Raw genomic sequence first — 25,707 nt, forward strand, 5'->3', positions numbered from 1 at the left:
TCACATCGCGAGGGACTGGTTTTCTTTGTTATTTATGCGGGAGGAATTGCCTTGTTTTCTAATGCGGTAAACTAACCTTTAATACCGGAATTCAGGTTAATGGATTGAACAAAATACTTCTGTGCAAATAAGAACAGTAGCAAAGTAGGGATAATAGCAAGAATGGCAGATCCCATCAATTGTCCGATCATACGGTAGTTTCCATAAATATCTTGTAATAAAAGAAGTCCTGCTGTAACCGGCATTTTCTCAACATCCGTATACACGATAACCGGCCAGAGGAAGTCATTCCATGATCCGGTGAAAGAGAAGAGCGCGCACACAATTAAGATGGGTTTAACCAGTGGAACGATAATAGATAAATAGATTCTAAAATCAGATGCCCCATCGACACGAGCCGATTCGTCTAGATCTTTGGGAAGTCCATTCATGAACTGTCTCACGAGGAATATATTCCCCATCCCTGCTAAACCAGGAATAATCATAGCCCAAGCTGTATTTACCCAACCGAATGCATCAATAATTTTGTAAGAAGGAATAAGATTGACGACACCTGGAAAGAAAGAAATCCCAAGTAGTGTAAAAAATAAAGTATCTCTTCCTTTAAATTTCATACGGGAATACCCGTAACCTGTTAATGAAATAATGACAACAACGAGCAGTGTATGTGTCGTTGCGATAAACAGGGAGTTCCATAGCCACCGTAGAATAGGGGCTGTAGACGTATTCGTTAAAGTTGCAATATAATTGTCAATCGTCCAATCTTTAGGCAACAATCTAAAACCGGAAGATACGACTTCAGTTTGAGATCTAAAAGATGTGGAAATCCCGAAGACGACAGGGATGATCCAAATCAGGCAAAGTAATATTAAGAAAGTATAAGCTGCGTATTTAGATACGCTATTATCGGAAGGTTTCTTTTTCCCTCGAGTATTCCTTTTCAAGGGCTGATCAATCTGATTCACTAACGGATTTGACATAGCGGTCCATCTACCTTTCCATTTCCATTGTAAGCAAAATATTATTCTCTATGAACTTAAGCAGCGTTTCTGTTCATCACATAATATTGCAGGGCCGAGATTACTAAGATAACGAGTCCGAGCAGTACTGCCATAGCAGATGCCATACCGGCAATGGATTCTCCGTTACCAAACGCCAACTGACGGATATACATCATGAGCACATGGGTGCTTTGGCGCGGTCCGCCGTCTGTCATCATTAACGGCTGTCCAAATACGTTAAAGGCACCCCCGGTAGTCATAACGAAAGTATAGATTAACGGGAAACGGATGGAAGGCAAGGTAATGCTGGCAAATCTCCGGACAGGTCCTGCCCCATCAAGTTCTGCAGATTCATACAAATCTTGCGATACTCCACTGATGGAAGCGCGGTAGATAATCATATTACCGCCAACACCGCCCCAGACTGTAATCACGAAGATAATAATCCAGGCATAAGGCTGAGTAGCAGGCCATGCAACATCGGAACCAAATAAGTTCCCCGTAATACCGAGCTGTTTATTAAAGATCAGTAGCCAGATCAGAGCTGCTGCTGATATAGAAATAAGTCCCGGAATGTAAATTATGGACTGGATCAGGTTTTTCATTTTTACTTGTTTATGCTCTAAGGCAACCGCGATCATCAAAGGAATGATGATGAGAAGAGGGACACTGATGCCCACAAAAATAAAGGTGTTTTTCATCCCATTAAAAAACTGAGTATGAAACGTAGAATCTTGGTTAAACAGAATCGTTTTATAGTTATCTAAACCTACCCAAACTGGTTCATTCATTAAGTTCCATTTTGTGAATGATGCATAAATACCATAGATCGTTGGAAGCAGTATAAAGATAGCGAATAATATAATATGAGGGCCTACAAAGAAAGCGGGAGCCCAGTTAATTTTCTTTTTCATAGGAAATCATTTCTCCTTCTGAATAAAGTAATGTGCCAATGGATGGCACATTACTTTATACAATCTATTCAGTTCTAGCCCTTACTGTCCGCCTGTACCTTCTGCAATTTTATCTTCTACAAATTTTTGCATTGTTTTTAGTGTTTCATCAATGTCCACATTACCGCGAGCCAGCTCAAGTGCATAAGTATCTACCGCTTCAGCAACGTATGCATAGTATTCATATGTGTAGATGTACAAAGATTCAATCTCTTTCTCATTAGAAGTAAAGAAGGACTGCATATATTCTTGGTACTCAGGGCTTTCGTTAACTTGCTTACTTGCTACGTTTTGTCCAGCTTTTGCCCATTCAAGGGAATTCTCACGGATAAATTCAAGGAATTTCGCAATTCCCGCTTCTTTCTCATCTGTTCTCTCATCGTTTTTCAGCATAGCGAACAAGTGAGAAGAAGATCTGTTTGTGAATTTATCTTTAGTTGGAGAGTACACATTTGTTACACCAAAGTTCAATCCCTCAACACCAGCATGAGCTGTGGAACTCCAAGTTCCATCTGTAGAGAATAGAACGTTACCAGATTGGAACATCAGGTAGCCGTCTTCACCATAAGGTGTCATCAAGCCAGCGTCCGCAATTCTCTTCACTTCTTCAAAAGCTTTTTTCATAACAGGTGTATTCACTGCAGGTTTACCATCTTCTTGGATGTCTCCGCCGAGATTCTGAATTTGAGATAGGATAACCCAGCCGAGCAAGGCATCATTTACTACAAAGTCACCATCATCCAATTTACCTTGCAAGGAAAGCATCTCATCAATAGTTACGACGTCATCATCAAGGAAAGATTCAGCATCGTATTTCTTAAGCAAATCTTTGTTGTAATACATAACCACACTATGAATGTCCAAAGGAACTGTATACTGAGTGCCATCAATCGTTCCTGTTGACCAGGCTTGAGGAAGATAATTTTCTTGTTTAAGTTCAGGCTCAGCAGCCATCACATTTGTCATATCTTCTAAAGCACCTTGTTTAACATACCCTGGAACACGGTCAGCATGGATAATAGATAGATCGGGAACCCCTTTACCGGAGTTTAGTACGGTAGAGTTCTTCGTATACATATCTGACGTAATTACATGCTTAACCTTTATTTCAGGATTAGTCGCATTGTAATCCTTAACGAGCTGATCCATGTAAGCACCATCGTCACCCGTTAGTGGCGTCCAAAATACAATTGTGTTTTTATCATTCCCACCACAACCGGACAAAACTGTAATTAGCACAACAGCAAGAAGTAAAGATGTAAGACCCCGCATTTTTTTCAAGACGTTTTCCTCCCGTTTTCTGTATATTGAAAAATATTACAATTCGCAATCATCATACATCTATACTGAAAGCGGTGTCAATAACTTTTATGTAAATTTAATTCTTTATTTTAAAGTAAAGTTAACAAAAACGTTAATCAAACGGATGTATACAGTATCATTATTTACTTTGGTTACCTTTCGTGTTACTTTGGTACTGGTTAATAAATGTCAAGATTAATTATTTGGGAAAGAAGTGGATAACATGCAGCTGGAAATCGATAAGTCCTCGCTCGTTGTTTACGAAGCCTTGGCAAGTGAAGTGCGAATTAGAATCATTCAGTTACTTTCAAAGAATAAAATGAACATCAAAGATCTAGCAGAAGAGCTGCAAATTAGCAGTCCGATTGTTACTAAACATATCAAGAAGCTGGAGGATGCCGGGATTATTAAGACAGAAAAGGTCCCCGGAAAGTCTGGTCTTCAAAAAATCTCCACTCTTAGAGTCGATCACATTGAAATTAATTTTCCCAAAAAGATCTTTCATTCTTTTGCCTCTTATGAGACCTCTGTTCCGATCGGTCACTATAACGATTTCGATCTGAAACCAACCTGTGGTCTTGCTACGGATAAAGAGTTTATAGGAAGAGTGGATGAACCAAAGTATTTCATGGATTCAAAGCGGGTAGATGCGGAGATATTATGGTTTACTCAGGGGTTTGTTCAGTACAATATCGCTAATTTTCTAAAAAAAGAAGAAGAACTTCAACAATTCGAAATCAGCTTAGAGATTGCCTCCGAATTCCCTTTCTCCAACGATGTATGGCCTTCTGACATCACTTTCTCTCTCAATGGATTAGAGCTCGGAACATGGACAAGTCCAGGGGATTTTGGAGATGCAAGAGGGAAATTCACACCGAAGTGGTGGCCGCATAATATTAACCAGTATGGTTTGTTAAAAACCATTCGTATTACAAGCCATGGCACCTATATTGACGGGGATCCGATCTCAACGGTTTCGGTGAAAGATTTAGATACCACCTGCAGTCGTTGGACCTTCCGTATTGAAGTAAAAGAAGATGCGAAGCATATTGGCGGAGCAACTCTATTTGGCAAGAAATTTGGGAATCATGATCAAGATATCGTATTTAAACTATATTATCTATAATTGACCTTACCCTCAGAAGAAAGTCATCCAAGACAAAGAACATCCATTCCTCGGATGTCCGTAATATAAGTGATATTCTCTTCTCTTTTTCTGTCACCATTGCTCTAGCATGCGAAGTGTAACGACTACATCAATATCTTCCATCAGTGAATCTATGACGAGGGTGAGATTCGTTCCATCTTCTAGATAGCACATCACACCCTCTTCCATTAGATTAACGGAGGTTTTGGTAAATGCTCCGGCTATGCCTGTCAGGGTCCCTTGGGTAACAACTCGTCCATTCGTAACGACCGAGCACGTTGTATTTACTTCTAACGCGGTTTCTTCTGCAGGAATCTGCGTAGTCGGCGTAGGATACTGAATAAAATTCCCGTCGATGTTCCCTCCTTGGATCAAGGTATATCTAGCAGGGTTCCTTGTTAGAATATCTAACCCTTCTACATAGACAGAAGCGGCTACGCCATATGGATTCGTAAAGGAAAGGTTTTTCCTAAAACTTATGACAGCATAATTATCAACTTGTGTAATAGAATTGACAGATCTAATCTCAGAAGTGACTCTACTGATATTTACCTCCTCCATGTCTATTGGAGTATAGAGTCCCCCTGCATCAACTCCGTATAAGGCGATTTCTAACCCTAGGGTCGAGTAAATGGCATTAATCTGAAAATGGTCATATCCCACGTCATATGTGCGGGTGATTATTTCCTCTGTATCCAAGAAAAAAAGATCTTCTGCAAAAGGAGCTTGCTGGCTCCCGTTATTCACGAGACCCTTCAAGTAACAAAGCCCAGAAGAGGTATTATTATTAATGACTTTGACAATGACTTGAACGTATGGCCTATCCCCTTGAATCGGTATATTTATCAGATTTCCTGTCGTAATAGATGGCATACGGTCCCCCCTTTTCCCTCTCTTGATCCACCTGATATTATATGCTCCGATGATTATAAAAAGTTCGGGTGTTATGATATAGTAGACTAGGCTTTGGTCTCCTTTTGGCCAATTACAACATATTGTAACTGCCTGTCATTCTACTCTTGAGTGATAATAGTTATCACCACCACTGCTGAAATAGGAGTCATGAAATTGAATAATTCAGTCTCAAAAGATCATAATTCTTCAAAATTAAAAATACATGCCAGACCTGTCAGAGCTTTTTTGACTCTCACTATAGGTCTGATTGCTGTCATTCTATTCATGGGTATATCGATTGCTGTGGGTGCAGCGGATATTCAGCTTTCTACGGTTTATGAATCCCTTGTTAACTTCAATCCAGACGTAACCCAGCACACCATTATTCATGAGCTCAGAATTCCGCGTTCGATCGCTGATGTACTCATTGGCGCAGCCTTTGCAGTCGCCGGTGCAGTCATGCAAGGGATGACGAGAAACCCGCTTGCTGATTCAGGTCTTCTTGGTATTAATTCAGGTGCAATTTTCATGATTGCCGTCGCACTGGCCTTCTTCCCAGAAATGTCCTATAACGGTACGATGATCTTCGCCTTTGTTGGTGCCTTTATCGCAACCGCGCTTGTATATGGTACAAGTTCTCTAGGTAAAGCGAGAGTCACTCCGATTCGGCTCGTGCTTGCAGGTGCTGCAGTCTCTGCGCTGCTAACTGCGCTGAGCCAAGGGATTGCGATTCACTTTAGGCTGAGCCAAGATCTTGCTTATTGGGTCGCAGGGGGTGTCGCAGGCATTAAAATGCCTCAGGTGTTATCCATTCTTCCATGGATCTCCTTTGCACTGATTGCCGCCATGCTGGTCTCAAGGTCGATTACGCTGATTAGTCTGGGTGATGAAGTGGCATCCGGTCTTGGACAAAAAACGGGCCTAATTAAAATCATTGGCGGTATCATTGTGCTCGTCCTGGCTGGTGCAGCTGTGTCGGTTGCCGGACCGATTGGCTTTGTTGGACTTGTTGTTCCTCACCTTGTCCGTTACATCGTTGGGGTGGATTATCGTTATATTATTCCTTGCTCAGCCGTTGTCGGAAGCCTCTTGATGCTTCTTGCTGATATTGGTGCGAGGATGATTAATCCCCCTTACGAAACACCCATCAGCGCCCTTTTTGCGCTTGTCGGTGTTCCCTTTTTCCTGTATATCTCACGTAAATCAGGGAGGGGTCTCTAATGAAAAAATCACTTGCTGAACAAATGCAGCAAAGTACAGAGAAACGTCGTAAACGCCAGTGGGCAGTCATGATTACTTTTGCTGTCCTCATGATTGCTTTCATCTTCCTTAGTATGAACACTGGTTTTTCGAAGCTGGCCCCTGCAGAAGTACTAAATACACTCTTTGGCAAAGGTACCTCTCGGCAAAACCTTATTTTGTTCGAATTTCGACTGCCTCGCATTGTAATATCCATGCTCGTAGGTGCTGGGCTTGCTGTATCAGGCTGCATTCTGCAAGGGGTATCGAGAAATGCGCTTGCGGACCCGGGTATCCTGGGAATCACTTCAGGTTCGGGGCTCATCGTTGTGCTCTACCTGTCTTTCTACAGCAGCACGGCGAAAGCCCCTACGCTGCTACTGCCTTTTCTCGCCCTAGCTGGCGGTCTAATGGTTGCAGCTATTATTTATGTACTCTCTTACAGCAAAAAGGATGGGCTGAATCCCAATCGAATGGTGCTGACGGGAATTGCAGTTACTGCAGCTGTGAATGGCCTAATGATTGTCCTTATGCTCAGACTTAATCCGAATAAGTACGATATGGTAGCCAGCTGGCTTGCCGGAAGCATATGGGGATCGACCTGGAAGCAGGTACTTACTCTCCTGCCTTGGGTGTTGCTGCTTATCGTCTTCGCCTTTTTGAAGTCGCGAAAGCTTGATGCTCTATCACTGGATGAGAACATTGCCTCCTCGCTTGGAGTAAATCTCAATCGTGAACGGCTATATTTGCTGCTCATTGCGGTAGGATTAGCTGCTGCCTGTGTTGCCTTTACGGGCGGAATTGGATTCGTTGGTCTGATTGCTCCCCATCTTGCACGCCGTCTTGTGGGTCCAGGGCACCGAATGTTGCTGCCTGCATCCGCACTCGGCGGCGCCCTGCTGCTGCTCATGGCAGATACGCTTGGCCGATTGGTATTTCCTGCTACGGAAATACATGCCGGAATTATGGTGGCTATTATCGGTGCTCCCTACTTCCTTTATTTGTTGTCCAAGTCAAAAATGTAAGCAGGTCAGATCGAGTGGAATGAAGCTGCCAAGCCTATGCTTGGCAGCTTTTTTTTCGTCCTCTATTAGATTCCATATCTTGTCTGTTCAGCTTGCGCAAGAGATGATACAATTCCATTTCAATAACCTTTATATCTGTCACAGATCTATCATGATTAAGTGTGACATTTTTCACTGAGTCGGAAATCAGGCCTATGATATTTTATGCCGTATCTAACCTTTTTATTTTCTACCCATCACCTATTAACGTGTGTCTAAACACTTTATCAGATTAGCGTGTCAGTGTGGTGTCCTCTTTTCTTTATCATTTTTTGTTAAAAGAGAAGGATAGTGGGTATAAATAAACGGAGTGAATTTGTGAATTATATATAGGTTGTTAAAAGAAATATGGAGTTCCTGAATTTACATGTCCCATATCTTTTGACAGTCCAAAACATATAAGGTTATTATATCTATCAAATCAGGGAGGTTATGTAATGGCAGACATCACGAAAAAAGAAATTGTAGACAGTGTCCCCCAGAAAGGATTTTTTGGACACCCTAAAGGATTGTTCACCCTCTTCTTTACTGAGTTCTGGGAACGTTTCTCGTACTACGGAATGCGAGCAATCCTCGTTTACTATATGTATTACGAAGTTTCACAAGGCGGTCTTGGTCTTGATCAGTCGCTCGCTCTATCGATCATGTCAATCTACGGTTCCCTTGTCTACATGTCAGGGATCATCGGCGGTTGGTTAGCAGACCGTGTCTTCGGAACATCAAAAGCCGTATTCTATGGCGGTGTTCTCATCATGCTCGGACACATCGCACTTGCTATTCCCGGCAGTGTTTCTTTATTCTTTGCTTCCATGGTTCTCATTGTCCTTGGGACAGGCTTACTTAAACCGAACGTATCCAGCGTAGTCGGGGATATTTACAGCCCTGAAGATAACCGCCGTGATGCTGGTTTCAGTATTTTCTACATGGGAATTAACCTTGGCGGATTCTTGGCACCGCTTGTAGTAGGATCGGTTGCAATGGATAACGGATCAAACAACTTCCATCTTGGCTTTAGCTTAGCAGCTATTGGTATGTTGATCGGTTTGATTGTTTTCGTTGTTTCGAAGAAGAAAAATCTTGGACTTGCTGGTACGGTTGTAAATAACCCGCTTGCTCCACATGAGAAGAAAAAGATCTTTACTACAGTAGCAGTAGGTTTTGTAGTCATTGCTATTCTTGTTCTTATTGGTATTCAAACTGGAACCCTTACATTCCCGTTATTTGTAAATATTATCGCATTCCTCGGAATACTGATTCCGGTTAGTTACTTTATTGTTATGTTCCGCAGTCCAAAAACAACTGCTGTGGAGCGCTCGAATCTAGTTGCTTACATTCCATTGTTCATAGCAGCTGTTATGTTCTGGGCAATTCAAGAGCAAGGTTCCACGATTCTTGCCAGCTATGCAGATACGAGAACACAACTGGAAATCTTCGGGTTTAGTATTAAGCCGGCTTTCTTCCAGTCTCTAAATCCACTATTCGTTATCTTGCTTGCACCTGTTTTTGCTGGACTCTGGGTGAAACTTGGCGGTCGTCAGCCGTCTGTTCCTAGAAAGTTTGCCTTTGGTCTGCTGTTTGCAGGTCTATCTTTCTTGGTTATTCTTCTACCTTCTTACTTCGGAGGAGAAAACAGCCTGGTAAGCCCGCTGTGGCTGGTACTGAGTTACTTCATTGTCGTGCTTGGTGAGCTTTGCTTGTCGCCGGTTGGTCTTTCTGCAACTACAAAACTTGCACCTGCAGCGTTCTCTGCACAAACAATGAGTCTCTGGTTCCTGACGAATGCAGCAGCACAAGCGATTAACGCGCTTATCGCACCTCTGTATTCAGAAGAAACAGAAATGGTTTACTTCGGAGTGATCGGCGGAGCGTCCATCGTCCTCGGTATTATCCTGTTTATCATTGCACCTAAAATTCAATCCTACATGAAGGGGATTAAATAAAATAGAACGTAAAAAACCTCTGTTCCTTGATGAATCTTTCGTTCATCTTGGATACAGAGGTTTTTTATTGTACCTACTATCTGGTATTGAATTCACTGCTATAGCAGCTTGATCTCAATTAAGATGATACTTTCTCTAAACTGCCGCCTTGATCTTTACGAATTTGCTTACTCCGAAGCTGGCCGCAAGCTGCATCGATATCTGCACCATGTTCAAGTCTCACACTAACGCTAATGTTCTGCTTCTTCAGCACATCATAGAAGGCAGTAATGGAGTCTTTCTCACTCCGCTGATACTGACTATGCTCGTCTACCGGATTATATGGAATCAGGTTGACAATCGCTAAATTCCGTCGTTTTTTCAGCAGTTCTGCAAGCTCAAGTGCATGCTCCGGCTTATCATTCACCCCTTGCAGGAGGATATATTCAATCGTAATCCGCCGATTTGTAGTATCCCAATAATATTCGATAGCTTCCATCAGTTTCTCAATCGGAATCGCTTTATTAATCTTCATAATCCGGGTACGAAGCTCATTATTCGGTGCATGCAGTGACACAGCAAGATTCACGTTCAGGTCCGAGTCAGCGAATTCTTTAATTTTATCCGCTAGTCCGCTAGTCGATACCGTAATATGTCTTGCTCCGATAGCCAGTCCCTTATGATCCTTCACCACACGGATAAAATCAGATATATTGTCATAGTTATCAAATGGTTCACCGATACCCATCACCACGATATGACTCACCCGCTCACCTTTACCCGCTTGGTCCAGATGGAACTGAACTTTCATAATCTGCTCTACAATCTCTCCGGCAGAGAGGTCACGGCTTTTCTTAAGCAGACCACTCGCACAGAAGCTGCAGCCGATATTACAGCCTACCTGCGTTGTTACACAAACAGAAAGTCCAAATTTATGACGCATCAGCACTGTCTCAATGAGATTGCCGTCTGCCAGACGAAAAAGGAATTTAATCGTTCCGTCTGCCGATTCCTGCCTTGTATGCTCCGTTAATGTCTCTATTACAAAATGCTCAGATAACAGCTGAACACAGCTCTTGTTCACTTCCGTCATCTCCGCAAAATCTTTCACTCGTCTTCGGTACAGCCACTCCCATACGTGGGATGCCCGAGATTTCTTATGGCCGCGTTCTTCCAGCCAAGCTCCCATATGTTCCTGAGTTAATCCATAAATGGATGGTTTCTTCATGACAAAACGGCCCTCTTTTCAAAACTTTAAAATAAAATCTATTCAAACCTTTGCGTCTCATATACAAAAATACGATACTTATCTTCCTAAGTCCGTTTATTATTGTCCCAAACTTTTCAGGTTTAAACAAGGTCTAATCACGAATAACACGGACAAAATAGCAAAAGAAGACCTGAATTAATGACTCGCCCGATAGGCAGAAGGGGAAGTTCCCATCAACTTTTTAAACTTGCGGCTAAAATAAAACTCATCCGGATATCCAACAAGATGTGCAATCTCCCTCAGCTTCAGCTCAGGGTCCATCATAAGCCGTTTGGCGTGCTCCATACGGACGGCGGCTATGTATTCTGTTACACTGACTGCGTAATGCTTTTTGAACAGCTCGCTGTAGTATTTCAAACTGAGTCCTGCCATTCGGCAAAGTTTGTCTAGCGGCAAGTTTTCTGTGTAATGCTGATCAATGTAATCTTTGGTGAACTGTAGTGCAGAATCAGTGTCTGCCCGGGTCTGATCCCTGCTTTTCGCGATCCAGTATAGAGCCTCCTGAAAAAGAAGCTGACTGCGATATCTCCCGAGTGCTTCCCCGCTGTGCCAGTGACCATAAATTGAATTACATATACCGGTAAACCAGTTGACCTCATGATTCGATAGATCCAGTAAGTGTCCCACAGGCGGTACCTCTGATCGAAGAAGATGCTGATTCGGGTGGACTTGCTGATATACATCATAGCTAATTATGGTAAGGTTCACTTTGTTGCTTCCTATACACTCCATCATCAGCTTCTCCTCATTCATACACGAATAGATGCAGGTACCATCAACGGGAAGAGAACAATTCCTCCCTCTTAAACACCCCTGTCCCTCAGCAACCATCAGCAGATGAGAAGAATGAGGATTTATATCAGAAGTACTCCACTTGTTACTTGCACTTACTTTAAGAACTTCTTTCAGCTTAACAACAGAGCTATCCAAGAGTTGCTTGCCTTGTACCTTGCCTGCTGTTGAAGTTGTCATCTCAGCCACGAAATATCATCACCGCCTTATTATTGATAATGATTATCAATATCATAAGACAGAGTTTATCATACTTTTCTGTTTAGCAGTGATTTAATTCTCACTTTTATAAAATTAACATTTTTCTCCTGATCTATCGGTAAAAAAAGCAAAGAACCCCCAAACATAGCCGGGGGCTTAAGCTTACTTATCCGTAAAGATAAGGGTTGTTTTTGAGTTGTTTATATAGCCGATTTTCGTTCCCAGCTTTTCCGATACAAATCGGAGGGGAATACAGGTCACTCCATCCTTTAACATTAGCGGCGCATCATAGAGTGTAATCTTGCCATTTACCTTCACTTGTCTATTATGAGCAGTCCACTGGATGAAGGTATCATTCTTCTGAATGGTTATCTCTTTCTTCTTTTGATCCCATGTAACATCGGCTCCAAGCTGCTCAGATATAAAACGAAGGGGCACATAAATACGTCCTTTCTCAAGAAAAGGAGCAACTTGAAGTGAATAAGCCCCATCCCCCATATAAGCTGTTTTTGATCCTTCCTGAAGTCGCTGGTATTTCCCCTGCGGAGTCACGTCTTCTGGGTTCCCTCCAAGCTCAGTGAACAAACTCCAAGTATCTGATCCATAAGTTAGATCAAGATAATTATCTTTTAGATTAAGCCCGTAATAAGGAGGTTCTCCTGAGGATTCTTGCCGTATATAGGTAAACTGATGATTCTGGATCGGCTTCAGATCCCAAACTAGATTACTGGATAGATTTAAACTCTGTATATGGCGCAAACGCTGTAACGGTTCAAGATTAAAAATTAGATTCTTGGACACATCGATATTCGTTAGTAATTTTAAATTCTCCAGTGGTTCTAGGCTAGTTATCTGATTATCAGAGGCACTTAGGTCCGTAAGCTGCTGTAGATCTTGAATAGGAGCAAGGCTGTCTAGCTGTAAGCCTGACAGATCTAGAATCTCAAGATTCACAAGATGACTCATATTTTGCAGCTCGTCTATATTGGACAAAGGATTATGTGCAAGCTTCAGACTGACAAGGGATCTAGGTAATTCATTTATGTAGGTTGCATTTGTTATCTGGTTCTGATTAAGATCGAGATTTTGCAAATTTTCAAGCTTGGTAAGAACGGATATATCTTTGATTAGGTTAGCGGAAGCCAGCAGTTCCTTTAATGATGTCATGTTTACTAAAGGTTCTAGACTTTCAATTTTGTTAAAATTGATGTCTAGCGCACGTAAGGATGCTGCTCCTGACAGACCATCTAGACTTGTGATCTGGTTCCCTCCAGCATAAAGAGTATGCAACCTTGGAAAGTTACGTGTCACACCGAGTGATGTAATGGCATTATTGCTTACAATAAGTCGTTCCATCTGTGTGTTTTTCTCAAGCGACTCTATGGAACTGACATAGTTATTCGTAACATCGATTTCCCGCAGGGTTGTAATCTCTTTAAGCGGTGACAAATCCTCGACCTGGTTATATGGAATCCGCAGATGTGTGAGGTGAACCGCATGTTCCAGCCCGGAAAGACTTCGGATTCCCGCAGAAGGAAGGTCAATCACCGTTAATTTTTCCAAATCACTTACTGTAAGTTCCTCATCTTGTGCTTTATTTAGGATCATCTTGAGACCATTGTCCAAGTAAGGGTCTGTTACTAGACCTCGCTCCGCAGCATATAGATATGCGCCCTGTCCTCCCCAGCCCATCGTAATTAAAAACGCAAGTACAATGGTTATTGCTCTCTTCATTCCCGGTATCCTCCCCTTTATAACTGTACTTTCTACTCTTATACGTATTCGAATTCCTATATAGGAGACTAATATCCTTATGTTTAAGCCATAATTTAATAATAAGACGAAAAGTAGAGAACCTATGTTTCAAACATCCCTCTACCCTTTACCCAGATCTAGATGAAAGGAATACATTATGAGAAAAATATTCAATAAATTTCTATATATATGTTCTGTTTCCCTGCTATTAGCCCTGTTGCTTCTTCCTGTGATGAGCCCTTTATTTCATGAGCCTGCCCAGGCGATTCCTTCTTCTACTGCCGCAGACCCTGAGCAAAAGAATGAAATACCTGCTGTTAAACAATTTCATCTCTATGCTACAGATGGCACTCTTGCACTGCCGGACGGTACTTCCGTTTATGTATGGGGTTATAGTGAGAAAAATGAGAAAGGATCGGCAACTTATCCTGCCCCTGCCTTGACGGTTAACGAAGGTGATCAAGTAGAAGTTACTCTTACTAATATCGGCACTGCCAAGAAAGGAATAAAGAGGGTAGGCCATACCATTCATTTTCATGGATTAGATACGGATCAGGCGAATGATGGTGTTCCTCATACCTCAAAAGATTTGCTCGTAGGAGAAAGCTTCTCCTATCAATTTCAGGCTACACATGCGGGGACTTATTTCTATCACTGTCATGTTGATACGGTAGAACACTTGCAGATGGGCATGACAGGTGCATTTATTGTACAAGCAAAAGATGGAGCAAAAGCAGCTTGGACGAGCGGTCCTGGCTTTACGAAAGAGTATACTTTTATGCTGAACGAGATTGACCCTGTGTGGCACAAAGCTGTGGAAGAAGGTAAGAAGTATGATCGAACCACCTTCCATCCCACCTACTTCACCATCAATGGGAAGGCCTATCCGGATACAGAGAAAGACCCAGCAACCATGATAGATGGAAAACTCGGAGACAAGGTGCTCGTACGCCTCATTAATACAGGGTATCAAGCTCACGCTATGCATCTGCATGGATTTCATTTTGAAGTGATTGCTTCCGATGGAAGACCGCTGGCTTCGCCGCTGATGAAAGACACCGTTAATGTTGGGCCTGGAGAACGATACGATCTGCTTATTACCTTCGATCAAGATGGCTCCTATCCTTTCCATAGCCATAACATTACCGACAATACGAACAATGGCATTTACCCGGGCGGGATGCATACGATGGTCCAAGTCACTAAGGATGGGAAAACACCGCAAGGGACAAACCATCATCAGCATACAGCTACCCTTCCTGAAGAAATCAGAGAGGGAAATATCGTTGTTATAAGCGATATGCGTTACTCCATTCCCGAACTCAAAGTAAAGCAAGGGACCACTGTCACTTGGATAAACAACGATCCTATGTTTCACACCGTGACTTCAATAGATGATCAATTTGATTCTCGTCATATTGAACCTGGCAAGCAGTACTCCTATACTTTTCAGGAAAAAGGAACTTTCCCTTATTACTGTGCTACGCATCCTAGTATGGAGGCAAGTGTGATTGTGGAATAACTAAAAATCGCCTGCTCATCAACATGTGGGAGCAGGCGATTATTTTATTTACTTGTTCTATTGAATCAATTTCATAGTACCTTTCGTTGCTTTAGTCAGGAGTATATATAGATCAAAATGGTTCTATTTGTCTATATATAGTTTCAAATGTATCGTTTTAATGAGTTATGAAATTGATTCTATTTACGTATTTTACTGACTTATATGCTTTCCGGTTCGAATGCATCTGGCTCATCATCGCGGATTGCCTTATCTTCTTCATTCTCATTCGGATCTGTATTTTTCAGCCATTTTACCATCGAAATCCCTCTTTTCAAAGATAGATTTTTAGTAACTTATCTTCTTTATATATAACCGCATATTCCGTTCTCTTAAACATACAGCCCAGCCGCCCTTCTCCACCTTACTTCCGGTGAAATTACATCACTCTCTTTAAAGGAAGAGGCTTTTTCGGTTACACTTGCCCTAGGAGATTTAACTTGTCAGAAAGCGCGGTGACACTCTTTGTTTAAAATATTACTTATTGAAGATGATGCAACCCTTTTTAATGAAATCAAGGAACGACTTGCTCAGTGGTCATATCATGTATATGGAATACAGGATTTTGATCAGGTATTTCAAGAGTTTACAGCAATAAAACCAGACCTTGTCATCATTGATATCCAGCTTCCGAAATTTGATGGTTTTCACTGGTGCCGGATTATTCGGTCACACTCGAATGTGCCGATTATTTTTCTCTCCTCCAGGGATCACCCAACCGATATGGTTATGTCCATGCAGCTCGGTGCCGATGATTTTGTACAGAAGCCGTTTCACTTTGATGTGCTGATCGCCAAAATACAGGCTACCCTGCGGCGGGTTTATAATTATAATACTGAGCGCATTGAACTGCGGACCTGGCGCGGAGCCACCATCGAGTACGTCAAAAATACAATCTCTAATGAGCAAGGATCGATCGACCTTACTAAAAATGAAATGTTCATTCTCAAAATTTTAACCGAGCATAAAAACCAGATTGTCAGCAGAGAAAAACTCATCCAAAACTTATGGGATCATGAACACTTTGTCAGCGATAATACCCTGACGGTAAACGTGAATCGGCTGCGTAAGAAACTTGAAACGATTGGCCTGGGTATCTATATTGAGACAAAAGTGGGACAAGGATATATCGCTACGGAAGAGGTCAGCGTATGATCTGGACCTTTCTTAAAGAACGCAGAACTTGGCTTCTTCTTTTATTGTCTATACAGCTAATCATTCTGTTTATTTCCTATATCGATAATACAATTCCGTTTATGTCCATGCTCTACATTGTTCTTCTTCTCACTCTCCTGTGCACCTGCTTTGTGGTGCTGAGATACACGAAAGAGACGAAATTCTATGCAAATATGAAGAATTGGGACCACACTTATGATCTAGCTGAATTACGTAGTGCGGACAGTCCTTTTGAGCAGATTGTTCTGGACGCTGTCACTTTACAGACCGAACGTTACAAACGCGAAACTTCTCATCACTATATGCTCCTTGAACAGGAAAAGGACGAGCTGCTCTCCTGGATCCATGAAGTAAAAACACCGCTGACGGCAATGCAACTGATGATCGACCGGCTTCCCGATGAGACCCTGCAAAGACAACTGATGTATGAGTGGCTGCGAATTCATCACCTGCTCGACCAGCAGCTGCACCAGAAGCGAATTCCTTTTATTCAAAATGATCTCTATATTGAAGTTTCTGAACTGGAGCCTATCATCTACCAAGAAATTCGGGCCTTGAAATCCTGGTGTATTCAAAAAGGAATCGGTTTTGATGTTTCTCTGACAGAAACGAGTGTACTGACCGATGCCAAATGGCTTGGCTTTATCCTAAGACAGCTGATTACCAATGCAGTAAAATACAGTGCATCCTCCGATATTCTTATTGAGAGTTCACGCCTAGATGATCATGTTGTACTCACAATCCAAGATGCAGGCAGAGGAATTGATCCAAAAGACCTGCCTCGTATTTATGAGCGAGGATTTACTTCCACAACGCATCATGAAGACAGCGCCTCTACGGGAATGGGCTTATATTTGGCAAAACAAGTGGCGGATTCCTTACATATTTGTATGAACGTTTCTTCTGTACTTGGAGAAGGTACGACTTTTACTTTGACCTTCCCCAGAAAAAATGAATTTGTTCGTATTACGGGCATGTGACAACATCGTCACATGCTTTTGTATATTGTTCGTTAAATCGAAGGAAAGCCGGCACTGCTTTTATTATGATAGATACATAACAAAGGAGTGAGTGAATTGATCATACTTGAAGCAAGTAAAATTCATAAAACATACGGGAATAAATTCAACAAACAAGAAGTCCTCAAAGGCATAGACCTTCGAGTTAATAAAGGGGAATTCGTAAGCATTATGGGAGCTTCGGGTTCGGGTAAAACAACCCTGCTGAACGTCCTTTCATCCATTGACCGGGTAAGCCAAGGAACGATTCAGATTGAGGGCAAAGACTTTACAGCGATGAAGGAAAAACAGCTGGCAGAGTTCCGCAAACATCATCTGGGCTTTATTTTTCAGGAGTATAACTTACTGGACACACTGACAGTTCGGGAAAACGTACTGCTGCCGCTGTCCATCAAGAATGTATCCAAAAAAGAAGCGAACGAAAAGTTTCAGAACATTGCTTCTGAGCTTGGAATCTATGAGCTGAAGGATAAATATCCGAGCGAAATTTCAGGCGGCCAAAAGCAGCGCACCTCTGCAGCAAGGGCCTTTATCCATGATCCGAGTATTATTTTTGCTGATGAACCAACGGGCGCTCTCGATTCCAAGTCCGCTTCGGATCTGCTCAATAAACTGAGCGACATGAATGAGAAACACCAAGCGACAATTATTATGGTGACGCATGATCCGGTAGCAGCCAGTTACTGCAGCCGAGTTGTCTTTATCAAGGACGGCCAGATCTATACTCAGCTTAATAAAGGGGAAGAATCAAGACAATCTTTCTTTAATGACATTATTAAAACACAAGGCGTGCTGGGCGGTGTTCAAGAGTGAACCTTAACTACCTGATCTTTCGCAACTTAAAGAAAAATATTAAAAATTATTATTTATATGTCTTTGCTCTTATTTTTAGCGTAGCCCTATACTTTTCATTTGTTACGCTTCAGTACGATCCTGCGATGGATGAGGCAGCCGGGTCAGTAAAAGGAGGCGCTGCAATCGGTGCTGCCTCTGTCCTACTTGTCGCTATTGTTGCTATATTCTTGCTGTATGCAAATACGATCTTTATTAAACGGCGCAGTAAAGAAATCGGATTATTTCAGCTGATTGGTCTCACGAAAGGAAAGATATTTCAAATCCTCAGTGCTGAGAATCTCATTCTTTATTTTGGCTCCATGGTCGTCGGTATTGCGTCTGGATTTGCGGTTTCCCGCTTGGTGCTGATGATTCTGTTCAAAATCCTCCAAGTCGATGAAATTGCAAAACTGCGTTTTTCTACAGAGGCACTTTCTCAAACGATTATGGTGTTCGCAGCGATCTATCTGCTTATCATGGTCATGAACTACCTGTTTATTAAGCGCCAGAGTATTCTCTCCCTATTTCGTGTTACTTCTTCTACACAGCAGCGTGTACAGAAGATGTCTGTATGGGAAATCATTATGGGACTGCTCGGCTTAGCTCTCATTATCATTGGCTATTATGTATCCTCTCAGCTCTTCGGAGGTAAATTTACCGAGATGAATCAGCTGATGATCGGGATGCTTTTTATTCTGGCAAGTGTCATTATCGGAACCTATCTGTTCTATAAAGGATCGGTAAGCTTTATTTTTAATCTGATTCGTAAACATCGTAAAGGCTACTTATCGATAAGTGAAGTGCTTTCTCTGTCGTCCATTATGTTCCGGATGAAGTCAAATGCGCTATTACTCACGATTATCACTACCGTGTCGGCGCTTGCGATCGGTCTTCTGTCACTTAGCTATATTTCATATTACTCAGCAGATTCAACAGCTAAGAACAGTGTTCCTAATGACTTTTCATTTTCTACAGTAGAAACGAAGGATAAATTTCTAACAGAGCTTACGAACCAGCAAATTGCATATAAAGAAACGTTTAGAGAGCCGGTTATGCTGAAATTTGATATTTCACATATTTTGATTGGCGACAATACAATTTCTAGTAGTTTAAAAGACAGCTTTGTCATTCCTGTCATTTCAAAATCACAGGCGGGCAGCATAGATGTAAAACCGGGGGAAGTCCAATTCGCAGGTTATACCGGCGCAATCAGCTCATTTATGACGCTGAAAGATAAAGGTGAAGTAACCCTTCTTGGACCAACAAAATCACAGACATTGCAGCTCACTGGCATGAACGAAGAATCTCTGCTCAGTTATTATTACAGCGGCGGAATGCCTACTGCCATCGTTGATGACAGTGTATATGAAGAATTCCGCGAAGAGTATGATTCGGAGTACCAGAGTGAATATAATTCTGCATATTATGGCATCGATATCACCGATCGTTCCAAGCTCTCTGCTGCTAATGATATTTTTCATGCACAAGGGTTTGACTCCCAAAGTTCCTCTCATCTGGGGTTATCTCAGCTGGATATGAAGCTGGCACAGATCGAAAATATGGGTCTGATCATGTTTATTGTCGGATTCTTGGGACTTACATTCCTAATTACTTCCGGATGTATCCTATACTTTAAACAAATGGACGAAAGTGAGGAAGAACGACAAAACTATACGATTTTACGGAAACTCGGGTTCACACAAGGCAATCTGCTTCGCGGCATTCAGTATAAGCAGCTATTTAACTTTGGGATTCCGCTGATGGTAGGACTGTGTCACAGCTATTTTGCGGTAAAATCAGGCTGGTTCTTCTTCGGAACAGAAATGCTCACACCTATGATTCTGGTTATGGTGGTGTATACCGTTCTTTATTCCATCTTTGGCATTCTGTCTGTACTGTATTATAAAAAAGTAATTAAAGAGTCATTATAGAGAGTCTTTCCCCATTTAGCCCTTCTGCATCTGTACACTTGAAAAAAAGGCCGCAAGCCCTGTTATTCATGGGTTTGCGGCCTTCTGTATTTTATTCTAATTAAGCACTTTTAGTGTATGGTCCTGCGCTTCTGCCTTCTCTTTTCTGCCTACCATTACGTAGTACACGAAGAATGAGATCACAAGCAGTCCTGCCATCACCATGTACATCCCTCTATATCCAATGAATGGAGTCAGGAACCCAAGTAAGAACGGACCTACGCCGATTCCAAGATCTAAGAAGATATAAAAGGTAGAGGTAGCCAGCCCCATACGGTGTACAGGTGATTTTTTCACTGCATATGCCTGTGCACTTGCCTGGGTTGTACCATATCCAAGACCTACAAATACCGCAGACAGTAAGAGGATGAGTCCTGAATGAACCTGACTAAGCATGATCATAGCAATAATAAAACAGATAATAGCCGGATACATTACAAAGTTAACGCCATGTTTATCAAACCATTTGCCTGTGAACGGTCTTGTCAGAATAACAACAACCGCATATACGATGAAGAAGAAACTGACGACTTCTGTAAGATTGATCTGTCCAGCATACAGTTTTAAGTAAGAAAGAATGCTAGAATAGGCAAGCCCCATAAACAGAATTGTGATCGCAATAGGTATTGCCTTAGGCTCGAAGAAATTAGAGATTTTAAAGCCTTTCATTTCACTCTTTTGTTCTGCAGTCAGCGTAAGTTTAGGCACGTTCAAGAATAAGCCGGCCAGCAGTGAGAATACAGCAAGTACAGCACATAATACAAAGTTTCCTGTGACTGAGCTGTTATTACTGATCAATACACCGAGGAAGGGCCCGATTGCAGAAGCAACGATAATACTTACCCCGTAATAGCCTGTCCCTTCCCCTCTTCTGCTGTGTGGTATAAGACTAGCAGAGATGGTACCTGTGGCTGTCGAAGCCAAAGCAAACGCTAAACCATGAAAGAAACGAATAACAAGCAAGGTAGTTATACTGCTGATAAAGAAGTAACACAAGCTAAGGATGGTAAAGAAAATAAGTCCTATAAATAACATACGTCTACGACCTACATTCTCCATCAATCTTCCCGCTGCAATACGACCAATAAGAGCGCCGATAACAAAAATACTAGATCCTAACGCTGCGATGCCATCACTGACATGAAACTCATCGATCGCATAGGAAGGAATAATAACGACAAGCAAATAAAAACATAAAAACAATAAGAAGTTCACACCAAAAACGATGAGGAAGTCTTTTGTCCATAATCGTTCTCTTGTATCTGCAGTTTCCAACTCCATCACCTTTTTTCAATAATTTTGTTTCGGACTTGATCCATCACCTGAATGACCAAATTCTGTTCCTCAGGCGTTACTCCCTCCATAATGCTCTTCTCATACTCATCCAGCAGAAGACGGATTTGCGATGCTGTTTCCTTGCCCTTCTCCGATAACTGGATCCTTTTCTCCCGCTTGTCACTGACCGGAACTTGCTCCACATATCCAAGACGCAGAAGCGTCATTACCGTTCTTGTAATCGTTGGTTTCTCCACATATAAATGTTTGGATAGCTCCACGAGCGAAAAACTAGTCTGGTACATATCAAGGTAATACATGATAGACCACTGGGCGTTGTGAAGCTCATAATTCGCAAGAATACGATTCAGCTCACTGACAAAGGGACGATAAAGCAAAAAGTATTTATGAAAAAAAGTTCTATGGTCCTCCATTTTAAACCTCCGAAATTTAGTTACTCTAGGTAACTACTTTCTTAAGTATAGTGATAATTCTTACATATGTAAAGTTTTTTTCTGAAAACTTTTGTAAAACTCCCGCTTTTTTTCAGGATGTTTCATTATTCGTTCTATTTGTGAAGATGCCGCCCAGCTCGTAAGTTAAGACGAAAAAAGCAACCTCCCTCTGGCTTCCTTACCAGGGTGATTGCTTTTTGTTCTGCCAATGACAGATTAGTTCGTTTTCGCTTTTTTGAAAATCAAATGATCAAGTGACCAGCGTGTTACTTCTGCAAATACAAGATACAGAGCAATGAGCATGAACGAGAGATCAAGCTCGTACCCATTAAGCAGCCCCATAGAGAGCTTAGTAGTTAGTACGGCTCCAAGCAGAATAATGAACAAGATAGCGGACACATAACGTGTAAACAAACCGAGGATCAGCAGAATTCCTCCGATAAGTTCGACAGGCCCCACGATATAAGCCATAAATCCAGGAATATGGATACTCTCAAACCATCCAGCTACATTGCCAAGCCCTGTGTTGAACTTGTCCATCCCATGTGCAAGAAATAAAATACCGAACACAACTCTCATAATCGTAGTCACTATATTCATTTTCATCATACTTCCCCCTAAATACGTCTCAATATATTAGTAATACAGAACTTTTATTTATATACATAATTACATGGCACTTGTGTTCATGTCAACAAAAATATAGTTAATATATATTTTATATTTGTATTTCTAATATTTTAACCTGCTTAATGATCCCAAAACTGTGCGATTCTCCCCACAAAGTGATAAACTATAAGGAATGATAAGGTTGGGATGAAAGGATGAATAACCCTTGGATATTGGCTCTACCATTCGTTCTATACGTAAACGCAAAAACATTACCATTGCTCAAATATGTGAAATGACAGGTTTATCTCAAGGTTTCATGAGTCAGGTGGAGACGAACAAGACCTCTCCCTCTATTGCTACACTTGAACATATTGCTGGGGCACTGGGGGTTCCTTTAGCTTATTTACTGCTGAAGAAAGAAGAACAGATGCAGATTATTCGCAAGGAAGATCGAAAGCAGACCTCAAGCGGGCCTGATGAGCTGAAAGTATCTCATCTTGCCACCACCAAGCACGGCCGTATGATGATTGTTGAAATGCCGCCTGGATCTTCTACCGGAGAGGAGCCGCACGCTCACGAAGGGGAAGAAGTTCATCTTGTCATGAAGGGAACAATCTTAGCTGAACAAGGAGAAGATGAAATAGTACTAACGGAAGGTGATTCCTTTAGCTGGAATGCCTGTACTCCGCACAAAGTAAAAAATATTGGTGAGGAAACAGCACTCATCATGATCTCGGTATATACAGACGAACCCAAAGATTGGACTGTGCTTTAGCCAGCCATACAATCCAGGAGTGAAACGACACAATTACAAAAAAAGCCTGCACTGACATAGGTCAGAGCAGGCTTTGCTATTATCTATTCAGCCCCTGTGCTGAGATGAGCAGCTGGGCTATGCTTTATTTTTCTTAATTGAAGAAGGGAGTCTTTTATGTCTTGTCCATCTTCCATTTGCTTGCTGCAGAGCACACTGCACTCACGGAAAGCGGCATGCTGACAGCCATAGCATGTACCATGCTGAATGCGGGTCAAGGCCTCATTAATCGCTTCTCCGGTATGATCATAGAAATGAGATTCTCCGATCTTCTGGTATAATCCAGTCCGCTGTAATAAGGATAACGGCTGTGACTGAATACCCGAAATGAGCAGCTTGCCTCCTGCAGAATGCACCTTTTCGACAAGTGTTTCTAACATGAGTTCAGCTGTTGTATCCATAAAAGGAACTTTCCCCATTCGAAGCAAAATCACTTTATTCTTTTCTGCCGCGGATAAAGGAATCGTGTCATCAAACCGGTAAGCTGCACCAAAAAATAACGGCCCTTCCATCGTGTAAATTCCAATTTGCGGGCAATCATGATGTTCGCTCACCATATGAGGTTTTACTTTGACGGTCTCTGGATCAGGGAGTACTTTAGATACGTTATGCGTATCTCCCATTTGCTTCACAAACAGAATAGCGGCGAGCACAAGACCTACCTCAACCGCAAGCGTTAAATCCGTAAACACGGTAAGCAAAAAGGTAATGACAAGCACGATGGAATCTCCCGTCTTTGTCTTGAACAAACGAGCAAACTCTTTTCGCTCACTCATATTCCACGCAACCACCATCAACACAGGCGCCATAGCTGCTAGAGGAATGTTTGAAGCGTAAGGTGCAAATAGTAAAAGGATTAAGAATACAACGATCCCGTGAATGATCCCTGACATCGGGGATACGGCACCGCTTTTAATATTGGTAGCTGTTCTTGCGATCGCTCCGGTTGCGGCAATCCCGCCAAACATCGGAGCAGCAATATTCGCAATGCCTTGACCGATAAGTTCTCTGTTACTGTCATGCTTTTCTCCCGTCATTCCATCAGCAACGACCGCAGATAGCAAGGACTCAATGGCTCCGAGCATCGCAATCACAAAAGCAGGCTGTATGAGCTGTGTTATTCGTTCCCAAGTAATATGAGGGAACTGAAACTTAGGAAGTTCACTCGGAATAGCCCCATACGCAGAACCAATGGTAGCTACTTCGCCTTTAAAGAACAGACTTGCTACCACAGTTGCCAGGACTAGACCCACTAGGGATCCAGGCACTTTAGGAGCATATTTTTTCAGCACTAAAATAGCCACCAAAGAGACGACAGCTGTGATGATACTATATATATTTATAGTAGAGATGTGAGCACCAATCTCTTTCATATTGTCGATAAAAGCTTCGTGACGCTCCATCCCGGTGAGACCTAGAAAATTCCCAATCTGACCTGTAAAAATAATAACCGCAATCCCTGCTGTGAACCCGATGGTAACCGGTCTTGGAATAAACTTAATAAGTACTCCAAGCTTAAATACGCCCATCAGTACCAACAAGACACCCGCCATCATCCCTGCAATAAGCAGGTTTTCATATCCATACTGCATCCCAATCGCAAAAAGAATCGGGATAAAGGCGCCCGTCGGGCCGCCAATCTGAAACTTTGACCCACCAAACAAGGAGATCAGAATCCCGGCAATAATCGTCGTATAAATTCCGTACTCCGGTTTCACACCGGATGCAATAGCAAAAGCCATCCCTAGAGGAATGGCAATAATTCCAACGATTGTACCTGACACGATATCCTTACGCAAAGAAGCCATATTATAGCCTTTGAATCGGCCCCATCCTGTCATATACGATAACCTTCTTTTCTTTAAATATTTGATTATTTGAATATATGAAGTATAATACGACGCCATGCCAAAAAAATCAACGTCAAAAATCACAACACGCTCACTTTCGCGTCTTGTTAATTTTTACGCATATCTTCGAGCATGGAAATCGCACTGACTAATTGTTTATCAAAAATTTGTTTGGCTACAGCCAGCAGTTCCTTAATAAGAGGATCTCGAAGGGAGTAGATCACGGAAGTTCCTTCTTTCACACTAGACACCACATTTTTAGAGCGAAGTACGGCAAGCTGCTGAGAAACGGCAGAACCTTCGGATCCAAGAATCGTCTGAATCTCGTTAACTGTTTTTTCTCCTTCGCTGAGTACCTCAAGTATTCGGATACGCATAGGATGAGCCAGCGCCTTGAAAAATTCAGCTTTAAATTGTTGGACTTCATTATTCATAGGTAGTTAACTCCTTGGATTGTTCCTGAAAATATATTGTTATCATAGCACAGGACCTGCTGTGCTGAAACCTCTAGTCAAAAGTTGACTATTCAGTGACCTTATCTGCTGGGTAATGGATAAAAGATACTGAATTATAAATAACCTTACAATAGAGGAGACCATGGATT

22 protein-coding genes are annotated in these 25,707 nt (G+C 42.0%); 10 read left to right on the top strand and 12 right to left on the bottom strand.

All coding sequences use genetic code 11. From position 1 onward, the window contains the following. Positions 1 to 71: 71 nt before the first annotated feature. From QPK24_RS22910 to QPK24_RS22920, 3 genes are all read right to left on the bottom strand, one after another. On the bottom strand, positions 72 to 980 hold the full coding sequence (locus QPK24_RS22910) for a carbohydrate ABC transporter permease (RefSeq protein ID WP_285745031.1): 909 nt from the start codon (positions 978 to 980) through the stop codon (positions 72 to 74). A gap of 56 nt (positions 981 to 1,036) precedes the next feature. Beyond that, the gene (locus tag QPK24_RS22915; RefSeq protein ID WP_285745033.1) at positions 1,037 to 1,915 is read right to left on the bottom strand and encodes a carbohydrate ABC transporter permease; all 879 of its coding nucleotides are present in this window, start codon (positions 1,913 to 1,915) and stop codon (positions 1,037 to 1,039) included. A gap of 81 nt (positions 1,916 to 1,996) precedes the next feature. Beyond that, positions 1,997 to 3,226: an extracellular solute-binding protein gene (locus tag QPK24_RS22920; protein WP_285749528.1), complete on the bottom strand. Its 1,230-nt coding sequence runs from the start codon at positions 3,224 to 3,226 to the stop codon at positions 1,997 to 1,999. Between the two features lie 253 nt (positions 3,227 to 3,479). Between QPK24_RS22920 and QPK24_RS22925 the strand changes: the two genes are divergently transcribed. Beyond that, entirely contained in the window at positions 3,480 to 4,382 is a 903-nt protein-coding gene (locus QPK24_RS22925; protein ID WP_285745034.1) for an ArsR/SmtB family transcription factor, read from the top strand. Positions 4,383 to 4,475: 93 nt separating this feature from the next. Here the strand turns inward: QPK24_RS22925 and QPK24_RS22930 are convergent, their stop codons facing one another. After that, positions 4,476 to 5,276 (bottom strand): hypothetical protein, encoded by an 801-nt coding sequence (locus QPK24_RS22930; protein WP_285745036.1) that lies wholly within the window; start codon positions 5,274 to 5,276, stop codon positions 4,476 to 4,478. A 189-nt stretch (positions 5,277 to 5,465) separates the two neighbouring features. Here QPK24_RS22930 and QPK24_RS22935 point away from each other — a divergent pair, with 189 nt between their 5' ends. The 3 genes from QPK24_RS22935 to QPK24_RS22945 all read left to right on the top strand — a co-directional run bounded on the left by QPK24_RS22935 (position 5,466) and on the right by QPK24_RS22945 (position 9,540). Continuing rightward, complete coding sequence (locus QPK24_RS22935) at positions 5,466 to 6,518, top strand: FecCD family ABC transporter permease (protein ID WP_285745038.1); 1,053 nt, start codon at positions 5,466 to 5,468, stop codon at positions 6,516 to 6,518. Further along, entirely contained in the window at positions 6,518 to 7,561 is a 1,044-nt protein-coding gene (locus QPK24_RS22940) for a FecCD family ABC transporter permease (RefSeq protein WP_285745040.1), read from the top strand. Before QPK24_RS22935 ends, QPK24_RS22940 begins: the two co-directional genes overlap by 1 nt. 476 nt (positions 7,562 to 8,037) lie before the next feature. Continuing rightward, entirely contained in the window at positions 8,038 to 9,540 is a 1,503-nt protein-coding gene (locus tag QPK24_RS22945; protein WP_285745043.1) for a peptide MFS transporter, read from the top strand. A gap of 118 nt (positions 9,541 to 9,658) precedes the next feature. On the opposite strand, the gene rlmN is transcribed toward QPK24_RS22945, so the two are convergent. The 3 genes from rlmN to QPK24_RS22960 all read right to left on the bottom strand — a co-directional run bounded on the left by rlmN (position 9,659) and on the right by QPK24_RS22960 (position 13,516). After that, positions 9,659 to 10,747, bottom strand: a complete 1,089-nt coding sequence (gene rlmN, locus QPK24_RS22950) for a dual-specificity RNA methyltransferase RlmN (RefSeq protein ID WP_285745045.1) — start codon at positions 10,745 to 10,747, stop codon at positions 9,659 to 9,661. 177 nt (positions 10,748 to 10,924) lie between these two features. After that, positions 10,925 to 11,761, bottom strand: coding sequence for a helix-turn-helix domain-containing protein (locus tag QPK24_RS22955; protein ID WP_285749530.1), 837 nt, complete (start codon positions 11,759 to 11,761; stop codon positions 10,925 to 10,927). Positions 11,762 to 11,944: 183 nt separating this feature from the next. Further along, positions 11,945 to 13,516, bottom strand: coding sequence for a leucine-rich repeat domain-containing protein (locus tag QPK24_RS22960; protein ID WP_285745047.1), 1,572 nt, complete (start codon positions 13,514 to 13,516; stop codon positions 11,945 to 11,947). 178 nt (positions 13,517 to 13,694) lie between these two features. Here QPK24_RS22960 and QPK24_RS22965 point away from each other — a divergent pair, with 178 nt between their 5' ends. The 5 genes from QPK24_RS22965 to QPK24_RS22985 all read left to right on the top strand — a co-directional run bounded on the left by QPK24_RS22965 (position 13,695) and on the right by QPK24_RS22985 (position 20,058). After that, positions 13,695 to 15,059, top strand: a complete 1,365-nt coding sequence (locus tag QPK24_RS22965) for a multicopper oxidase domain-containing protein (RefSeq protein ID WP_285745048.1) — start codon at positions 13,695 to 13,697, stop codon at positions 15,057 to 15,059. A gap of 504 nt (positions 15,060 to 15,563) precedes the next feature. Next, positions 15,564 to 16,253 (top strand): response regulator transcription factor, encoded by a 690-nt coding sequence (locus QPK24_RS22970; RefSeq protein WP_285745050.1) that lies wholly within the window; start codon positions 15,564 to 15,566, stop codon positions 16,251 to 16,253. After that, the gene (locus QPK24_RS22975) at positions 16,250 to 17,254 is read left to right on the top strand and encodes a sensor histidine kinase (RefSeq protein WP_285745052.1); all 1,005 of its coding nucleotides are present in this window, start codon (positions 16,250 to 16,252) and stop codon (positions 17,252 to 17,254) included. Before QPK24_RS22970 ends, QPK24_RS22975 begins: the two co-directional genes overlap by 4 nt. Positions 17,255 to 17,350: 96 nt before the next feature. After that, positions 17,351 to 18,106, top strand: a complete 756-nt coding sequence (locus QPK24_RS22980) for an ABC transporter ATP-binding protein (protein WP_285745054.1) — start codon at positions 17,351 to 17,353, stop codon at positions 18,104 to 18,106. Beyond that, positions 18,103 to 20,058: an FtsX-like permease family protein gene (locus QPK24_RS22985; RefSeq protein WP_285745057.1), complete on the top strand. Its 1,956-nt coding sequence runs from the start codon at positions 18,103 to 18,105 to the stop codon at positions 20,056 to 20,058. The genes QPK24_RS22980 and QPK24_RS22985 overlap by 4 nt, the downstream gene beginning before the upstream one ends. 96 nt (positions 20,059 to 20,154) lie before the next feature. Here the strand turns inward: QPK24_RS22985 and QPK24_RS22990 are convergent, their stop codons facing one another. The 3 genes from QPK24_RS22990 to QPK24_RS23000 all read right to left on the bottom strand — a co-directional run bounded on the left by QPK24_RS22990 (position 20,155) and on the right by QPK24_RS23000 (position 22,436). Continuing rightward, positions 20,155 to 21,378, bottom strand: coding sequence for an MFS transporter (locus QPK24_RS22990; RefSeq protein ID WP_285745059.1), 1,224 nt, complete (start codon positions 21,376 to 21,378; stop codon positions 20,155 to 20,157). After that, the gene (locus tag QPK24_RS22995; RefSeq protein ID WP_285745061.1) at positions 21,378 to 21,806 is read right to left on the bottom strand and encodes a MarR family winged helix-turn-helix transcriptional regulator; all 429 of its coding nucleotides are present in this window, start codon (positions 21,804 to 21,806) and stop codon (positions 21,378 to 21,380) included. Before QPK24_RS22995 ends, QPK24_RS22990 begins: the two co-directional genes overlap by 1 nt. Before the next feature lie 237 nt (positions 21,807 to 22,043). Further along, positions 22,044 to 22,436 (bottom strand): DoxX family protein, encoded by a 393-nt coding sequence (locus QPK24_RS23000; RefSeq protein WP_285745063.1) that lies wholly within the window; start codon positions 22,434 to 22,436, stop codon positions 22,044 to 22,046. Between the two features lie 226 nt (positions 22,437 to 22,662). Between QPK24_RS23000 and QPK24_RS23005 the strand changes: the two genes are divergently transcribed. Beyond that, positions 22,663 to 23,214: a helix-turn-helix domain-containing protein gene (locus QPK24_RS23005; protein WP_285745065.1), complete on the top strand. Its 552-nt coding sequence runs from the start codon at positions 22,663 to 22,665 to the stop codon at positions 23,212 to 23,214. 83 nt (positions 23,215 to 23,297) lie between these two features. Here the strand turns inward: QPK24_RS23005 and QPK24_RS23010 are convergent, their stop codons facing one another. Together QPK24_RS23010 and QPK24_RS23015 are read right to left on the bottom strand one after the other, a co-directional pair. After that, the gene (locus QPK24_RS23010; RefSeq protein WP_285745067.1) at positions 23,298 to 25,094 is read right to left on the bottom strand and encodes a SulP family inorganic anion transporter; all 1,797 of its coding nucleotides are present in this window, start codon (positions 25,092 to 25,094) and stop codon (positions 23,298 to 23,300) included. Between the two features lie 116 nt (positions 25,095 to 25,210). Then, positions 25,211 to 25,537: an ArsR/SmtB family transcription factor gene (locus tag QPK24_RS23015; RefSeq protein WP_160032527.1), complete on the bottom strand. Its 327-nt coding sequence runs from the start codon at positions 25,535 to 25,537 to the stop codon at positions 25,211 to 25,213. Positions 25,538 to 25,707 lie beyond the last annotated feature (170 nt).

The organism is Paenibacillus polygoni (assembly GCF_030263935.1).
Classification (GTDB): Bacteria; Bacillota; Bacilli; order Paenibacillales; family Paenibacillaceae; genus Paenibacillus; species Paenibacillus polygoni.

Excerpts from the sequence above, each read along its gene's own strand:
- QPK24_RS22910 (WP_285745031.1), bottom strand. The coding sequence starts at position 980 with ATGTCAAATCCGTTAGTGAATCAGATTGATCAGCCCTTGAAAAGGAAT.
- QPK24_RS22915 (WP_285745033.1), bottom strand. The coding sequence starts at position 1,915 with ATGAAAAAGAAAATTAACTGGGCTCCCGCTTTCTTTGTAGGCCCTCAT.
- QPK24_RS22920 (WP_285749528.1), bottom strand. The coding sequence starts at position 3,226 with ATGCGGGGTCTTACATCTTTACTTCTTGCTGTTGTGCTAATTACAGTT.
- QPK24_RS22925 (WP_285745034.1), top strand. The coding sequence starts at position 3,480 with ATGCAGCTGGAAATCGATAAGTCCTCGCTCGTTGTTTACGAAGCCTTG.
- QPK24_RS22930 (WP_285745036.1), bottom strand. The coding sequence starts at position 5,276 with ATGCCATCTATTACGACAGGAAATCTGATAAATATACCGATTCAAGGG.
- QPK24_RS22935 (WP_285745038.1), top strand. The coding sequence starts at position 5,466 with ATGAAATTGAATAATTCAGTCTCAAAAGATCATAATTCTTCAAAATTA.
- QPK24_RS22940 (WP_285745040.1), top strand. The coding sequence starts at position 6,518 with ATGAAAAAATCACTTGCTGAACAAATGCAGCAAAGTACAGAGAAACGT.
- QPK24_RS22945 (WP_285745043.1), top strand. The coding sequence starts at position 8,038 with ATGGCAGACATCACGAAAAAAGAAATTGTAGACAGTGTCCCCCAGAAA.
- rlmN (WP_285745045.1), bottom strand. The coding sequence starts at position 10,747 with ATGAAGAAACCATCCATTTATGGATTAACTCAGGAACATATGGGAGCT.
- QPK24_RS22955 (WP_285749530.1), bottom strand. The coding sequence starts at position 11,761 with ATGACAACTTCAACAGCAGGCAAGGTACAAGGCAAGCAACTCTTGGAT.
- QPK24_RS22960 (WP_285745047.1), bottom strand. The coding sequence starts at position 13,516 with ATGAAGAGAGCAATAACCATTGTACTTGCGTTTTTAATTACGATGGGC.
- QPK24_RS22965 (WP_285745048.1), top strand. The coding sequence starts at position 13,695 with ATGAGAAAAATATTCAATAAATTTCTATATATATGTTCTGTTTCCCTG.
- QPK24_RS22975 (WP_285745052.1), top strand. The coding sequence starts at position 16,250 with ATGATCTGGACCTTTCTTAAAGAACGCAGAACTTGGCTTCTTCTTTTA.
- QPK24_RS22990 (WP_285745059.1), bottom strand. The coding sequence starts at position 21,378 with ATGGAGTTGGAAACTGCAGATACAAGAGAACGATTATGGACAAAAGAC.
- QPK24_RS22995 (WP_285745061.1), bottom strand. The coding sequence starts at position 21,806 with ATGGAGGACCATAGAACTTTTTTTCATAAATACTTTTTGCTTTATCGT.
- QPK24_RS23000 (WP_285745063.1), bottom strand. The coding sequence starts at position 22,436 with ATGATGAAAATGAATATAGTGACTACGATTATGAGAGTTGTGTTCGGT.
- QPK24_RS23010 (WP_285745067.1), bottom strand. The coding sequence starts at position 25,094 with ATGACAGGATGGGGCCGATTCAAAGGCTATAATATGGCTTCTTTGCGT.
- QPK24_RS23015 (WP_160032527.1), bottom strand. The coding sequence starts at position 25,537 with ATGAATAATGAAGTCCAACAATTTAAAGCTGAATTTTTCAAGGCGCTG.